The organism is Yersinia hibernica, from assembly GCF_004124235.1.
Classification (GTDB): Bacteria; Pseudomonadota; Gammaproteobacteria; order Enterobacterales; family Enterobacteriaceae; genus Yersinia; species Yersinia hibernica.
Genome location: NZ_CP032487.1, coordinates 3,097,233 through 3,113,476, shown reverse-complemented (window position 1 = coordinate 3,113,476; position 16,244 = coordinate 3,097,233). Strand labels below are relative to the sequence as shown.

Below are 16,244 nucleotides of genomic sequence, written 5' to 3'. Positions count from 1 at the left end.
GACCACGGGCCGAAATAAGAGCCGGGCAGGTCAGTACCCGGCGATACTGGCTAGATAGGGCTTGGTTTACAAACCAAGTTTGACCAGACGTTTGGTGTTTTCAATGTCCAGTTTTTCCGGGTTATCACTGAGGATGGTATTCCCCTTAGTTTTGATTTCACCCATATCACCCAGCTTGACACCATCTTTAATTGGTTCGCCGTTCATCATGGCGGTGGCGACTTGCACGAAGACCTTACCGGCCACCATTGGGTTGGAAATATAGCCACCATCAATAGCGCCTTTTTCTAACAGTTTGATACCCTGGCCTGGAGTGAAGGTACCGAACACGCAAGTGGTGTCATTTTTCTTGCGTTTATCAATGGCACGGCCTGCGCCAATCGGGCCTTGTGAGCCGAATGACATAATCCCTTTCAGATCTTTATGTTTAGATAGCAAGTCATTGGCTGTACGCATGGAATCATCGACTGACTCAGCCACACCGAAACGGTCTTCAACCAGCACCATTTTCGGATAATGTGCTTTTTGGTAAGCAATAGCGGCATCCGCCCACTCATTGACTAATGGCACGGTCAGGCTGCCAACAAACATGGCATATTTGCCTTCTTCACCCATGCATTGCGCCATATCTTTCATATGGTTAGCGCCCATGCTTTGGGTGTCGAGCAATTCAAAATCCCAGTCAGCATTGATTTGGCCTGGTGATTCATGAGTAATGACTTTAATGCCTGCTTCCTGAGCGCGTTTCAGCACCGGCTCCAGCACTTTGGCATCATTTGGAACAACACCAATGACATCGACTTTTTTGGCAATTAAGTCTTCAATTGCACGGACTTGCTCCGCTGGGTCGGCGGTGGTTGGCCCGACCTGCCAAGCATTGACACCCAAAGCTTGACCCTCTTCTTTAATGCCTTGTTCCATCACATTAAACCACGGGATCCCGCCCACTTTGACCACAACGCCCATCGTGAACGGCTTATTGGCTTTTTGTGGCACTTTACTGTCATCAGCCCAAGCTGAATGGGAAGCAAATAATGCGGTTATTAAACAAGGTAAGATTAACTTTTTCATTATTAAATCCTCTGAAAGAACCATTGGTAAGCATCAAGACATCCAGCCTTATATTGAATATATATAAGGCAACTTGGCTTATTCTTATTGTGTGACTATTTCTCTGGTGTTGACGCTATTATTCCGATGAATAATTTTGTTACTTATCTGATTCAATGATATTTAATTTTGGATTGTCGCTTCGATAATTTTGCGAGCTTAATCGGTTGGTAATAAGAATATCGACGTCATCTAACATGCATATTTTACAAAATGCGTACTGGTCAAATTTACTGGAGTCCGCCAGTAATATTTTTTGCCCCGAGACTTGCAACATAACTTGCTTTAATTTCGCGTTAATGTCGTTTCCATCGCGCACCCCACTTTCCTGATTAATCCCCTGACAAGAGAAGAAAAAAGTATTTATCTGGAAGTTGCGTATGGCATTTTCTGCTACAGGGCCATGGAAATCATCATGGCGTGCCGAGTATTCACCGCCGATGCCAATAATCCGAACTTTATCACGGCAGGCCAAGGCCTGAATAATCTTCACTGAATTAGTAACGACGGTAATTTCAATGTCCGGTATTTGCCGCGCCAAAAACCAGCAAGAGCTACTGTTATCCAGTAAAATACAGTCACCCGGATGAATAAATTGTAGTGCCGCTTTAGCAATTTTCATTTTAATATCAGGATGTTCCTCCGTACGTTTACGGAAAGATTCGGCCCGGTCAATAGCATTAAGGCTGTAGTGGGTCTCGGTGACATCAATGACGGAAAGGTCAGGGCCATCCAGCGCCACCGCGCCCCCAAAGCTGCGGATCAGTTTTTGCTTTTTTTCCAGCACTGTCAGGTCGCGGCGAATAGTTTCTTGCGAGACTTGGCATAAGACAGATAATTCCGTCACTAGCGCTGAGCCGTGCTGCTGCACATGGTTACAAATGATTTTATAACGTTCGGCTTGTAACATGCTTACCTCAGCAGTTGTCTTCGTGCTTAAAGCTAAAAAGCACCTATAACATTCATGCTGCTATATTGGTATTTATCTGCTGTTTATACAGTGACTGAATTCAAGTATTGCTTTAAGGGGGATTTCTCGCTGACTTAATGTGAATAATGTCGCATTTATTTATTTTACCTTGCTTGTTGTTTCACAGTAAGTGTGACTTACATCTAACATAAAAGGCTTATTTGTCTTGCTGATGGTCAATACTGGTAATAAAAACACAAGTTCGGGCATTGTGGAAATGCCCGAACTTGCCTGAGTATGATTGAATCCTTCTGTTTGCTAATAAGCTAGCCGCCATCCGCTTTAATTTAGCCATCAATAAGGTTAGGTTAGTTTGCCGCCGGGTATTATATTTGGAATATATGAACTCCCGGCAAATAATGGCGTTGAGTGAAATGTTTCAGTTAATTATTTTTTTAATTAATAACTTCTCTGATTCATAAGCTCAATTGCCAATGACAACTCTTTATAACGAGTTGTGTGTTCAAGTGCGGTTATTTAATCCTCATGATATCAACTTTTCTGATGGTTAATTGCCGTGCTGAATATTATTTCATGAGGTGGCATCATGTTAGAACAGTTAAAACAACAGGTTTTTGACGCTAATTTAGCGTTACCAAAATATAAGCTCGTGACGTTTACTTGGGGAAATGTCAGTGGAATTGATCGCGAGCACGGATTGGTGGTGATTAAACCCTCCGGCGTTGAATATGATGTGATGAGTGTTAATGACATGGTGGTGGTGGATTTGGCCACAGGTAAAGTAGTGGAGGGCAATAAAAAGCCCTCTTCTGATACGGACACTCATCTGGTGCTATACCGCGCATTCCCGGAGCTTGGCGGCATTGTTCACACTCATTCACGTCATGCCACCATCTGGGCACAAGCCGGTAAGTCACTCTCGGCATTAGGCACAACCCATGCCGACTATTTCTATGGCCCTATTCCATGCACCCGCCTGATGACCGATAAGGAAATTACCGGGGATTATGAATATGAAACGGGCAATGTCATTGTCGAAACTTTTGCCAATCTTGCCTTGAGTGCGGCACAAATTCCGGCGGTGTTGGTCAATGGCCATGGCCCATTTGCCTGGGGCAGCAATGCTGACAATGCGGTGCATAATGCGGTGGTGCTGGAGGAAATAGCCTATATGAATCTCTTTACTCACCAGCTGGCACCGGCGGTGGCCGCCATGCAGCAGACTCTGCTGGATAAACATTATCTGCGTAAACATGGCGCTAAAGCTTATTACGGCCAGTCTCAGCAGTAGCATTTCTTGATGCGCAGATGATGGATAGCCTGCTAAACAAAGTGGTTACTTGTCACAAATCCACCATAAAGTCATGGGGCGATTTTAATCCTATGACTTTATTGATACCAAACAACTCTCGTTTTGACCAAAAGAGGTAGGGTTACTGGGCGGGACGGTATATTTATTATCCTAACTATAACAACTGCTGTTATTGGGCCTCGCGCCCACCTCAACTTCCCCTTCCCGCTGAATTACTCATTTTTTTGAATTAATCGGATGTCATCCAATGTGATGTTCTCCATTTTCTGGAATGCAACCAAGTGGGAATCTTATGAAAGAGACCAACGAATCCCGACTGTTAACGGCTGAAGTCACACGCCGAAAACTCGTTCAAACCACACTGATCGGCGGCCTGGCCGTGGCAACTGGGGCGCTCTCGCTGCCGTTTTCCCGTACCGCGCGAGCGGTTCAATCTGCTATAAACCCCGCCAACGACGGCAAAGTCATCTGGAGTGCTTGTACCGTTAACTGCGGTAGCCGCTGCCCATTACGCATGCATGTGGTTGATGGCGAAATTAAATATGTCGAGACTGACAATACCGGTGACGACCATTTTGATGGTTTGCATCAGGTGCGTGCTTGTTTACGCGGCCGCTCCATGCGCCGCCGGGTGTATAACCCCGACCGATTGAAATACCCGATGAAACGCGTTGGTGCTCGTGGTGAGGGCAAGTTCAAGCGCATCTCATGGGAAGAGGCTTTTGATACCATTGCCGCCAGCATGCAACACATCATCAAGGAATATGGTAACGAAGCCATCTATTTGAATTACGGCACAGGCACTTTGGGCGGCACCATGACCCGCTCCTGGCCGCCGGGTTCCACCTTATTGGCGCGGTTGATGAATTGCTGTGGTGGTTACCTCAATCATTATGGTGATTACAGCACCGCACAAATTGCCGCGGGCTTGAATTACACCTATGGCGGCTGGGCTGATGGCAATAGCCCGTCAGATATTGAAAACAGCAAACTGGTGGTGTTGTTTGGCAATAACCCCGGCGAAACCCGGATGAGCGGCGGTGGCGTCACTTATTATCTGGAGCAGGCGCGGGAGAAATCCAATGCTAAGATGATTGTGATTGACCCTCGCTATACAGACACCGCCGCAGGCCGGGAGGATGAATGGATCCCGCTGCGCCCGGGTACTGATGCTGCGCTAGCCTCGGCATTGGCTTATGTGATGATCACCGAGAATCTGGTGGATAAGCCATTCCTCGATAAATATTGCATTGGTTATGACGAAAAAACCCTGCCAGCAGGCGCGCCAAAAAATGGTCACTACAAAGCCTATATTTTAGGCCAGGGGGCAGATAAAACCGCCAAAACGCCACAGTGGGCGGCTGCTATTACTGGTATTCCGGCGGCAAAAATCATCAAGCTGGGGCGCGAAATAGGTTCGGTTAAACCGGCTTACATTGCTCAAGGCTGGGGGCCACAGCGCCATTCGAACGGCGAGAATACCAGCCGTGCTATTGCGATGCTGGCAATCCTGACTGGCAATGTTGGCATTAATGGCGGCAACTCAGGTGCTCGCGAAGGTTCCTATGGCCTGCCGTTTGTCCGCATGCCAACCTTGGAAAACCCAGTTAAAACCAGTATTTCGATGTTCTTGTGGACTGATGCCATTGAGCGCGGCCCGGAAATGACCGCCACCCGCGATGGTGTTCGCGGCAAAGATAAGCTGGATGTGCCCATCAAGTTTATCTGGAACTACGCCAGTAACTGCTTGATTAATCAGCATGCGGAAATCAATCGCACTCATGAAATTCTGCAAGATGATAAGAAATGCGAAATGATTGTGGTCATTGATAACCATATGACCTCATCAGCCAAGTATGCCGACATCATCCTGCCGGACTGTACGGCCTCGGAGCAAATGGATTTCTGCCTGGATGCATCCAGTGGCAACATGGCGTATGTGATTTTTGCCGATCAGGTCATCAAGCCGCGTTTTGAATGCAAAAACATCTATGAAATGACCACCGAATTGGCAAAGCGCATGGGGGTCGAGCAGCAGTTCACCGAAGGCCGCACTCAGGAAGAGTGGCTGCGCTACCTGTACCAGCAATCACAGCAAGCCATTCCAGAGCTGCCGTCATTTGAGGAGTTCCGCGAGCAAGGTATCTTCAAAAAACGCGATCCTGAAGGCCACCATGTTGCCTATAAAGCGTTCCGCGCTGATCCCGAGGCCAATCCACTTAGCACGCCGTCGGGCAAAATCGAGATTTACTCTGCTGAACTGGCGCAGATCGCCGCTACGTGGGAATTGCCGCCAGATGATGTTATTGACCCCTTGCCCGTCTATGCCGCGGGTTTCGAGAGTTTTGATGACCCGCTTAACCAGACATATCCGCTGCAACTCACCGGCTTCCATTACAAAGCCAGAACCCACTCGACTTATGGCAATGTCGATGTGCTCAAAGCATCTTGTCGTCAGGAGATGTGGATTAACCCGATAGATGCCAGCGCGCGCAATATCAGCAATGGCGATATGGTGCGGATATTTAATGGCCGTGGTGAAGTTCAGATTAATGCCAAAGTGACTCCGCGCATGATGCCCGGAGTGGTGGCGCTGGGGGAAGGGGCTTGGTACAGCCCAGATGAGAAACGTATCGACCGGGCGGGCAGTATTAATGTGTTGACCACGCAGCGCCCCTCTCCATTGGCGAAAGGGAATCCATCCCATACCAATCTCGTTCAAGTAACCAAGGCATAGGGAGCTAAATGATGACGCAATATGGTTTTTACATCGACTCCAGCCGGTGCACGGGGTGTAAAACTTGCGAGCTGGCTTGCAAGGATTTCAAAAACTTATCAACCGATGTGAGCTTCCGGCGCATTTATGAATATGCCGGGGGGGATTGGCAGCAGGACAATGGTGCATGGCACCAGAATGTGTTTGCTTACTATCTCTCTATCGCCTGTAACCACTGTAGTGACCCCGCCTGTACTAAGGTGTGTCCGAGTGGTGCGATGCATAAGCGCGATGACGGTTTTGTGGTGGTCAATGAGGATATTTGTATTGGTTGCCGCTATTGCCATATGGCTTGCCCGTACGGCGCGCCGCAATATGACGAAGCCAAGGGGCACATGACCAAATGTGATGGCTGCTACGAAAGAGTGGCCGCGGGCAAAAAACCGATTTGTGTCGATTCCTGTCCACTGCGGGCATTGGATATGGCCCCTATCGATGAACTGCGCGAGAAATACGGGGAATTGGCTGAAGTTGCACCACTGCCCGCTGCTCACTTCACGTTGCCGAATATCGTCGTGAAACCAAATGCTAACAGCCGCCCGGTCAGAGATACCACCGGTCACCTGGCAAATCCGAAGGAGGTATAACATGGGCATGGGATGGCATGAATGGCCATTAATGGTCTTTACGGTGCTGGGGCAGTGCGTGGTCGGGGGCTTTATTGTCCTGGGGTTGGCACTGCTATTGGGTGATTTGAGTCGCGGACAGCAACAGCGGGTTCACCGCAGCATGTTTATCTTGTGGGTGTTGATGGCGCTGGCCTTTATCGCCTCAACACTGCATTTAGGCTCGCCGCTGCGGGCATTCAACTCATTAAACCGGGTGGGGGAATCGGCACTGAGCAATGAGATAGCGGCCGGTTCACTGTTCTTTGCAGTGGCCGGTTTTTACTGGCTGCTGGCGGTTTTGGGTAAGATGCCCGCCATGCTGGGTAAAATCTGGTTGGTGGTCGCCATGGTGCTGGGTGTGGTATTTGTCTACGCCATGTGTCGGGTTTACTCCATTGATACGGTGCCGACTTGGGATAATCTCTACACGCCGTTGGGCTTTGTCTTGACGGTGTTTATCGGCGGGCCGATGTTGGGTTACTTGCTCCTGCAACTGGCTGATATTAATGGGCGAGCAATGCTGCAACTGCCGATGATCAGTGTATTGGCGCTGATTATCAGTATCGCCAGTGTCATAATGCAGGCGGCGAGTTTGTCGATGATTTATAGCTCGGTTCAGCAAGCATCCGAACTCATCCCTAACTACGGCATGTTAATGGTCTGGCGCTTAGTGCTGTTGGTGCTGGGGTTGGGATGCTGGATTTGCCCGCTCATCCGTGGCCGCATGCCAATGACACTCGGGATGATTTTTGCCATGCTATTGATTATTGTCGGTGAATTAATTGGCCGCGGCGTGTTTTATGGGCTGCATATGACGGTCGGTATGGCCGTCGGCGGGTAGTTGTTCACTAAAACGGCGACTGCGCTTTGCCATTCCGGGTTGGTGCAGTCGCTGGTTTAATCTGATCCCAATATCATTCAGGACAATATTTAATGGCTGAAAACAATATTACCTATCAACACATTGCGCTCACTGGCCGAGTGCTAGGTGCGCTGTTTTATTGTGAACCAGACAGCCCGGCATGCCGTGATATTGTGGCGCAATTGAGCAGTGGCGATTGGGTGACACAATGGCCGTATGGCAGTGAAACTCAATTGTTGGCGATTGCCGCTTTACTGGCGCAATCGGCCAGTGAGGAAACACGGGAAGAAGCTTGGCAGCGGCTGTTTATTGGCCCATATGCCTTGCCCGCACCGCCATGGGGATCCGTCTATCTGGATAAAGAAAACGTGCTGTTTGGTGACTCCACACTAAAACTGCGCCAATGGATGGCCGAGCAACAAGTGGATGTGACATTAGCGCAGGAGGAGCCGGAGGATCAATTCGGTTTAATGCTGATGATGGCCGCCTGGCTGGCGGAGAATCAACCCGAAAAGTTACCTGATTTGCTGGCGCAACATTTACTGCCTTGGGCTTACCGCTATCTGGCATTACTGCAATCTGATGCCGGGCACCCGTTTTATCAAGGGCTGGCCCAACTGGCCACCTTAACCTTGACTCATTGGCAGCATGAATTGCAAGTGACACCGGCGGCAGTTGAGTTGTACCGCTGAGTGATATTTTTTCCTCAAGCCCATCACCTGATGGGCCTTTCCCCTTCAACACCTCTTCAATTCCGCTTACTGAATGCAGTTAGCACTTCCTGACACTCAATCGACTAATTTGTGACCGGCTTCTACTTTCCTTGTTCTCATATTGGACAAGCCGTGGGGCGTTTGTATTATTACATTGAATATAAATTTAATAGTGAATATATATTCAATGCGGAGAAAAATAATGAAAAATACCCTACTGAAATCCTGTCTTACCGCAGCATTGATCTCAATGGCGGGTGTTGCTGGCGCCGCCAGTAACGGCCTGATCGCCATTATCACCCCGTCTCACGATAACCCGTTCTTTAAAGCTGAAGCCGAGGGTGCCAAAGCCAAAGCGACGGAGCTGGGATACACCGTGCTGGTAGCTTCTCATGATGATGATGTGAACAAACAGAACCAACTGTTGGAAACTGCCATCGCCCGTAAAGCCAAGGCGATTATTCTGGATAACGCTGGCTCTGATGCCACGATTGGGCCATTGAAAAAAGCCAAGGCCGCAGGAATTCCCACCTTCCTGATTGACCGTGAAATCAATGAAACCGGCATTGCGGTGTCGCAAATTGTCTCTAATAACTATCAGGGCGCGCAGCTGGGCGCTGAGAAATTTGTCGTGCTGATGGGTGGCAAAGGCAAATACGTTGAACTGCTGGGGCGCGAATCTGATACCAATGCCCATGTTCGCTCACAGGGTTACCACGATGTCATTGACGAGCATAGCGACATGAAAATGGTGGCCCAACAGACGGCAAACTGGAGCCAGACTGAAGCCTTCAACCGCATGGAGTCCATTTTGCAGGCGAATCCAGACATCACCGGGGTGATTTCTGGCAACGACACCATGGCATTAGGCGCTGAAGCGGCATTAAAAGCCGCCGGGCGTAATGATGTGATAGTGGTCGGTTTTGACGGCAGTGACTATGTTCGCGACTCCATCATTAACAAAGGCAATATCAAAGCCACGGTGCTCCAGCCGGGCTGGGCACAAGCCCAGATGGCGGTAGTTCAGGCGGATAAATATCTGAAAACCGGTGCCACCGGGCAAGAAGAAAAACAACTGATGGATTGCGTATTGATTGATGAAAACAATGCCAAAAACCTGAATGTCTTTGCGCTGAAAGAGTAACGCCTTTAGGACGTGTGTTTAAAAGGCAATGAGGGGCGCATCTGCCCCTCCTGACAGGAGGCAGTATGTGGTTCAGTGGCTTATCGAAAGCAGGCGGTTTGTTGGTTATCAGCGCCGTGCTGGTGGCTTGCACCGTGGTGGATTTAGATGAAAACGGCAAGCCGATTCTGCCGGTTGACCCGAATGCAGTCGTCAGTGACTACAACCAACCACCGGACAAAGTCGCCGCCACCATTTGGGTGAGTAAAGTTATGCCGTTTGCCAACAGCAATGCAGCCAGTTGGCAACAGGTGAAACAGCAGCAAAGTCAGCCAGCAACAGGGAAAAATAGCCAAAGCCGTTTTGTGCGTTTTAGCGGCAAAGTGGTGGCGGTAGAAACAGAAGGGCGGGAAGGGGCGATAACTATCGCCGTTGACGGTGATGAACAAATACTGCAATTGGGGCCCATCGTCAAAGGCAATGCTATTCGTGATGCATCAAGCTTTATTCGCTTCGAAGATTTTAAGAATCAAGTGCAGTACGCCCAGCTTGCCAAGGCATTAAGTAAACGTGCTTTGCAGGATGTGGCAAAACCCGATGCCAGTTGGGTTGGGCAGCAAGTGGACGTCTTGGCGGCGCTGACACTTACCCCCACCAGCCTAAGTCAGGCCGTGCCACTCAGTTTGAATAAGGAGAGCCACTAATGGACCACCGACCTGACATCGTCATGCGTGCTGAGGACATTTCGATGCGTTTTCCTGGCACATTGGCACTAGATGCCGTCAGTTACCATGTTTATCGCGGCAAAGTGAATGTGATTATTGGCGAGAATGGCGCAGGGAAGTCAACATTGATGAAGATTCTGGCGGGTGTGCAGCAACCCACATCCGGACAAATCTACTTAAATGAGCAGCCAGTGACAATTGCCAATACTCGTGAGGCGGCAGCACTCGGTATCGGTATGGTGCATCAGGAATTGAATTTGTCAGAAAATCTCAATGTCGCGGAAAATATTTTTCTGGGACGCGAGATTCAGCAAGGCTTGAAACCGATTAATCAGGCGGCGCAGGAATTGATTGCGGAGCAATTAATGGTGCGTCTTGATCAAGTGATTTCAGCGAAAGAAATGGTAGCCAACCTTAAAGTCGGCCAGCAGCAATTGATTGAAATTGCCAAGGCACTGGCGGAGCAGGCAGACATTTTGATTCTGGATGAACCGACCTCCGCGCTGAGTAAAACGGAAGTCGATATTCTGTTCCGGGTGATTCGTGAACTGACCCGGCAGGGTGTTTCTATCATCTACATTTCACACCGGCTGGAAGAGTTGATGGCGATTGGTGACTACATCACCATTCTACGTGATGGCCGCTTCCAGGCCGAAGCTGCCGTCAAAGACATTGATGTGCCGTGGATTGTTCGCGAAATGCTAGGCAGTGATCCGGTTTCCAGTTTCCTGCATCCGGGCCGGACTTTCGGCGCGCCCATGATGGAAGTGGATAACATCACTTTAATCAATGAATCCGGTAACACCGTGGTGAATCAGGTTTCGCTGGCGGTTCGTGCGGGTGAAATTGTCGGGATTTATGGGTTGATGGGGGCCGGGCGCACCGAATTGTTTGAATGCCTATTAGGCACTCAACAGAGCTATCTCGGGGCTATTCGGCTCAATGGCACCGCGATTAATGCCAAAACCTCAACTGCAGAGCGCATTCGTCTGGGCATGAGTTTAGTGCCGGAAGATCGCAAAAAAACCGGCATTTTCCCGGTGTCATCTGTTGCCAATAACCTGACCATTTCCAGCTTATGGCGGCGGCTGAAACACCGGTTTGCCATTTGGCAAGAGAGTGAGTCACAGGTGGTGGCAGCGGTGATTGACGATTTGTCTATCAAAGTTTCATCACCGGAAGTGGAAATTCAGGCGCTCAGTGGGGGCAATCAGCAAAAAGTCGTCATTGGCCGCTCATTACTGACCAGCCCGAACATTCTACTGCTGGATGAGCCGACTCGAGGTATTGATGTCGGCGCGAAAGCGGATGTATTTGAAATGATGGTGAAACTCTCTGAGCAGGGAATTGGGATTCTGTTTTCCACCTCAGATCTGAAAGAAATCATGGCGGTATCAGACCGCATTCTGGTGATGTCGAACGGCAAACTGACGGCGAATGTTGCTCGTCAGTCGGCCAGTGAGTCGGCATTGGTTACGGCAAGCGCACAAGGGTTTGAATGATGAAAGCAACAACTGGCACTGCGTTGGCGAGTCACCAGCCCGGTGGATCGTCGTGGTCACGGGAGAATATGCTGCTGCTTCTACTAAAGATGCGCACCTTTATTGCCCTGTTCCTGATCCTGGGTTTCTTTTCGGTGATGGTGCCGGGGTTTCTGGCGACCGGCAGCTTGATCATTATGGTGAAGCATATTGCTATCAATGCCTTTCTCGCTCTGGGCATCACATTTGTCATTATCACCGCGGGTATTGACCTCTCTATCGGGGCGACTTTGGGGTTATGCGGCATGATTGCGGGCTGGATGATCACCCAAGGTATTGTTTTACCAATGTTTGGTATTGCCATCTTCCCCAGTGTTTGGGTGGTCGTTCCGGTGGTGTTGGTTATCGGCGCACTGATTGGCGCGGTAAATGGTTGGATAATTACCCGCTATAACGTCGCCCCATTTATTTGCACCCTCGGCACCATGTATGTGGTGCGCGGCGCGGCAATGCTGATTTCCGGTGGTGAAACCTTCCCCGGTTTACAAGGCAATCCACAACTGGGCAATACCGGCTTTGATGTATTGGGGTCTGGCACGTTACTGGGTTTACCGATTGCCATTTGGATTATGTTCATTCTGGCGCTGGTCATTGCTTATGTTGCCCGCCGCCTACCGTTTGGCCGCCATGTTTACGCCATTGGGGATAACGAACGTGCCGCCGAGCTGTCTGGTGTCAAGGTTCGGCAGGTCAAAGTATGGGTCTACACCATCTCGGGTTTCTGTGCCGCCATTGCCGGAATCATCGTTTCTGCGCAATTAGTGGCCAGCCATCCAGCCAATGGCAGTGGTTTTGAGATGAATGCGATTGCGGCCGTGGTGCTGGGGGGGACTTCTCTGGCCGGGGGGCGCGGTACCATCCTTGGTACGCTGATTGGGGCATTTGTTATCGGCATTCTAGCTGATGGTTTGGTGATGATGGGGGTCAGCGAATTCTGGCAAATGGTTATCAAAGGGATCGTGATTATTGTGGCGGTGATTATCGACCAGATGCAAAACCGGATGCAGCATAAGGCCGCGATTGTTTCGCAAAAGGTGACGGCGGTGCCACAAATAGAGAAGAGTGAGCAAGCATAAATAACCGTCTAAACAGGCAGATGTAGCCTGTTAGGCACTGAATGGCAAAGATGTTCCGCCGGAGGGAGATTTCCGGACAGGCTTGATGAAAGCTATTTTTTAGCCTCATCAGGAATAAATATTCCGAAGTGAGTAAAAATTCACTGACGGATGAAAATTAAGAGAGGTAATGTCATGAATCCGTATTCACTGTCAGTCGATGAGCTGGTGAAAAAGGCGCGGGCTATCCGTCGCCGGATAGTCGTGCTCAATGCGAACAGCCCCGCAGGGGGGCATACCGGCGCTGATCTTTCGCAAGTAGAGATTCTGGCTGCACTCTATTTCCGTATCCTTAATTGCGCGCCAGACCGGCTCACTGATCCCGATCGCGATATTTATGTGCAGTCCAAAGGTCACGCGGTGGGCGGCTATTACTGCTGCCTGGCGGAAGCGGGCTATTTCCCAGAAGAATGGTTGGCGACTTATCAACATGCTAACTCCCATCTGCCGGGCCACCCGGTCAAACATAAAACGCCGGGTATTGAATTAAATACCGGGGCTTTGGGCCACGGCTTACCGGTTGCGGTGGGGATTGCCTTGGCGGCAAAACGCGCTAACAGCAAGCGGCGGGTATTTGTTTTGACCGGCGACGGTGAACTGGCTGAGGGCAGTAACTGGGAAGCGGCGTTAGTTGCCGCTCACTATCAGCTGGACAACCTGATAATCATTAATGACAAAAATAAACTCCAACTGGCAGGCACCACTAAATCGATTATGAATACTGACCCGCTGGCAGATAAGTGGCAGGCATTTGGCCTGCAAGTTACTGAATGTATTGGTAATGATATGCAATCAGTGGTGGAAACACTGGAGGGATTACAGCAAAACGGCAAACCCAACGTAGTGATAGCCAACACCGAAAAAGGGGCGGGTATCTCCTTTATTCAAGGGCGCGTGGAATGGCACCACCGGGTGCCGAAAGGTGCTGAAATTGAGCTGGCACTGGAGGAATTGAGCGATGAGTAATGCAGAACATTTGGCTGCGGTAATGGTTGAGCAATTTATTCGCGCGGTGGATAACGGCGTGGATCTGGTGCCAGTAGTCGCCGATTCAACTTCGACGGCGAAAATTGGGCCATTTATCACCCGCTTCCCTGACCGGGTAGTGAATGTTGGAATTGCTGAGCAGGCGATGGTGGGCACCGCGGTGGGGTTATCCATGGGCGGGAAAGTGGCAGTGACTTGTAATGCTGCGCCATTTTTGATTTCGCGCTCCAATGAACAGCTCAAAATTGATGTTTGCTACAACAACAGCAATGTAAAACTGTTTGGTCTTAACTCGGGGGCCAGCTATGGGCCGCTGGCGAGCACCCACCATTGTATTGATGATATCGGCATCCTGCGCGGGTTTGGCAATATTGAAATCTATGCGCCCTCTGACCCGCAAGAGTGCCGCCAGATAATTGATTATGCTCTGGCGCATATTGGGCCGGTTTATATCCGGCTGGACGGTAAATCTTTGCCGCCACTTCATGATGAACACTATCAGTTCACTGCCGGAAAAATTGATGTCCTACAGCAAGGGCAGGATATTGCTCTGGTGGCGATGGGTTCTACAGTGCATGAGGCTGTTAGTGCCGCGGCAATACTGGCAGATAGCAATATTTCTGCTGCGGTGGTCAACGTTTCTTCTCTTCGCCCGTGTGATACTCAGCAGCTATTAGCCACTCTCCAAAACAGCCAGCGGGTGATGACCATCGAAGAACACAATATTAATGGCGGTGTCGGCAGCTTGGTGGCCGAAGTGCTGGCCGAGGCGGGCAGCGGTATTCCTCTGGTGAGATTAGGCATTCCTGATGGTGGGTATGCCATTGCTGCCGATAGGGCGGATATGCGCGCCTATCACGGTTTTGATGCCGCGGGCATTGTGGCTCGTGCTCTGCGGTTCTGCCGAGGAGAGTAACTATGTTACCGAGCAGACAGGCGGCGTCACCGATTATTTTGGCTATCGATGAGGGCACCACTAACGCGAAAGCCATTGCAGTGGATACGGCTGGGCAGATTTTGGCGAAAGCATCGGTGCCCTTGCAACTGGAACACCCAAGGCCCGGTTGGGCGGAACAAGACCCGCTCGCTATCTGGCAAGCAGTTTCTCTGGCAATCGAGGGCTGTCTGAGTCAGTTAGTGGGCGCGCGGGTTGCTGGAATTGCTATCAGTAACCAGCGCGAATCGGTGCTTATTTGGCAGCGCGATACCGGTATTCCACTGAGCCGAGTGGTTAGTTGGCAGTGCCGGCGCTCGGAGGCTTTTTGCCAAGCACTGGGCCAACTGCCCGAAGCCGCCATGGTGGCAGAGCGCACTGGGTTGCAAATTGACCCTCTGTTCCCTGCGGCTAAAATCCATGGCATGTTAGCCGAAATCCCTCAGGGAGTTGAGCGGGCGGCCCATGGCGAGCTTTGTGTCGGCACCATCGACTGTTGGCTGACCTGGCAACTCAGTGGGGGGCAAAGTTTCTCTACTGATTTTTCCAATGCTGCCCGTACCCAACTATTCAATATCCATTCCGGGCAATGGGACCCTGATTTGTTGGCGTTATTTGGTATTCCCAGCCTCTGTCTGCCGGCGGTTTTGCCCTCGGCAGCTGTCCATGGGCATACCGGCAATACTGGCATCATCGGCTTAGGTCAGGGAGTGCCGATTGTCGCCCAAATTGGTGATTCACATGCTGCGCTCTATGGGCAAGGGGGCGGCAGCGCCGGTGAAGTCAAGGCCACTTATGGCACCGGGTCTTCTCTGATGACCACGTTAAAACAAGCCAATGCACAGAGTCACGGCCTGAGCACCACCATCGCGTGGCATGACGGTGAGTTGCGTTATGCCCTCGAGGGCAATATCACCCACACCGGCTCCGCAGTGGCGTGGGTCTCGCGCATGTTAGGAATCACTGATTTAGCCCGTCTGACCGACATGGCGCAAAGCCTGCCGGGTAATCAAGGGGTCTATTTTGTGCCGGCATTATCAGGTTTGGGCGCGCCTTATTGGGATAGTCAGGCGCGTGGTTTGTTCTGTGGCCTGACTGACGCCAGCACACCCGCCGTTCTGGCCCGTGCTGGGCTAGAGTCTGTTGCTTACCAAATTGCGGATGTCTTTTTTGCGATGGAAAGAGCCGGCCATCACCGCCTTGAACGGCTGCGGGTTGATGGCGGGGCAACCAGTAATCGCTGGCTGATGCAATTCCAGGCCGATTTACTCCAGCGCACCCTGATACGCAATCATACCGCGGAAGTCTCGGCACTGGGGGCGGCTTATTTAGGCGGGAAAACCCTTGGTTGGTGGCAGGATAGCCAGCAATTGGCCGCCCTGCCTCGCGAAGTGGAATACATCGAACCGCGCGCTCAGAGTGCGGAGATGCAAGATAACTATAGCCTCTGGCAATCGGCCATCGCGCGCGCGCGTTTTCAGCCGAAATAACCCAAATCTGGAGTAAG

General features: G+C 50.6%; 14 protein-coding genes. 12 read left to right on the top strand and 2 right to left on the bottom strand.

What is annotated here, in order from left to right; translation table 11 throughout:
- Positions 1-66: 66 nt before the first annotated feature.
- The gene (locus D5F51_RS14710; protein ID WP_087768531.1) at positions 67-1,071 is read right to left on the bottom strand and encodes a substrate-binding domain-containing protein; all 1,005 of its coding nucleotides are present in this window, start codon (positions 1,069-1,071) and stop codon (positions 67-69) included.
- A gap of 139 nt (positions 1,072-1,210) precedes the next feature.
- Positions 1,211-2,020: a DeoR/GlpR family DNA-binding transcription regulator gene (locus tag D5F51_RS14705; protein WP_087768532.1), complete on the bottom strand. Its 810-nt coding sequence runs from the start codon at positions 2,018-2,020 to the stop codon at positions 1,211-1,213.
- Between the two features lie 607 nt (positions 2,021-2,627).
- Here D5F51_RS14705 and D5F51_RS14700 point away from each other — a divergent pair.
- The 12 genes from D5F51_RS14700 (at position 2,628) to D5F51_RS14645 (ending at position 16,227) form a co-directional block, all read left to right on the top strand.
- Positions 2,628-3,332, top strand: coding sequence for an L-ribulose-5-phosphate 4-epimerase (locus tag D5F51_RS14700; RefSeq protein ID WP_129197547.1), 705 nt, complete (start codon positions 2,628-2,630; stop codon positions 3,330-3,332).
- A gap of 313 nt (positions 3,333-3,645) precedes the next feature.
- Positions 3,646-6,090: a dimethylsulfoxide reductase subunit A gene (gene dmsA, locus D5F51_RS14695; RefSeq protein ID WP_129197545.1), complete on the top strand. Its 2,445-nt coding sequence runs from the start codon at positions 3,646-3,648 to the stop codon at positions 6,088-6,090.
- Between the two features lie 8 nt (positions 6,091-6,098).
- The gene (locus tag D5F51_RS14690; protein ID WP_032819231.1) at positions 6,099-6,716 is read left to right on the top strand and encodes a DMSO/selenate family reductase complex B subunit; all 618 of its coding nucleotides are present in this window, start codon (positions 6,099-6,101) and stop codon (positions 6,714-6,716) included.
- A gap of 1 nt (position 6,717) precedes the next feature.
- A complete protein-coding gene (locus tag D5F51_RS14685) occupies positions 6,718-7,578 on the top strand; it encodes a dimethyl sulfoxide reductase anchor subunit family protein (protein ID WP_025379356.1) in 861 nt (286 codons plus the stop codon).
- A 92-nt stretch (positions 7,579-7,670) separates the two neighbouring features.
- Positions 7,671-8,291 carry a Tat proofreading chaperone DmsD gene (gene dmsD / locus D5F51_RS14680; protein WP_129197543.1) on the top strand — a complete coding sequence of 207 codons (621 nt, stop codon included), beginning with the start codon at positions 7,671-7,673 and terminating at the stop codon, positions 8,289-8,291.
- 223 nt (positions 8,292-8,514) lie between these two features.
- Positions 8,515-9,456, top strand: coding sequence for a D-ribose ABC transporter substrate-binding protein (locus D5F51_RS14675; protein WP_025379354.1), 942 nt, complete (start codon positions 8,515-8,517; stop codon positions 9,454-9,456).
- A 65-nt stretch (positions 9,457-9,521) separates the two neighbouring features.
- Positions 9,522-10,139, top strand: coding sequence for a DUF2291 family protein (locus D5F51_RS14670; RefSeq protein ID WP_129197540.1), 618 nt, complete (start codon positions 9,522-9,524; stop codon positions 10,137-10,139).
- Positions 10,139-11,662: a sugar ABC transporter ATP-binding protein gene (locus tag D5F51_RS14665; protein ID WP_129197538.1), complete on the top strand. Its 1,524-nt coding sequence runs from the start codon at positions 10,139-10,141 to the stop codon at positions 11,660-11,662. Before D5F51_RS14670 ends, D5F51_RS14665 begins: the two co-directional genes overlap by 1 nt.
- On the top strand, positions 11,662-12,777 hold the full coding sequence (locus tag D5F51_RS14660) for an ABC transporter permease (RefSeq protein ID WP_391592408.1): 1,116 nt from the start codon (positions 11,662-11,664) through the stop codon (positions 12,775-12,777). Before D5F51_RS14665 ends, D5F51_RS14660 begins: the two co-directional genes overlap by 1 nt.
- 174 nt (positions 12,778-12,951) lie before the next feature.
- Complete coding sequence (locus D5F51_RS14655; protein WP_129197536.1) at positions 12,952-13,782, top strand: transketolase; 831 nt, start codon at positions 12,952-12,954, stop codon at positions 13,780-13,782.
- Complete coding sequence (locus D5F51_RS14650) at positions 13,775-14,719, top strand: transketolase family protein (RefSeq protein ID WP_129197534.1); 945 nt, start codon at positions 13,775-13,777, stop codon at positions 14,717-14,719. Before D5F51_RS14655 ends, D5F51_RS14650 begins: the two co-directional genes overlap by 8 nt.
- 2 nt (positions 14,720-14,721) lie before the next feature.
- Positions 14,722-16,227 (top strand): FGGY family carbohydrate kinase, encoded by a 1,506-nt coding sequence (locus D5F51_RS14645; RefSeq protein WP_129197532.1) that lies wholly within the window; start codon positions 14,722-14,724, stop codon positions 16,225-16,227.
- Positions 16,228-16,244 lie beyond the last annotated feature (17 nt).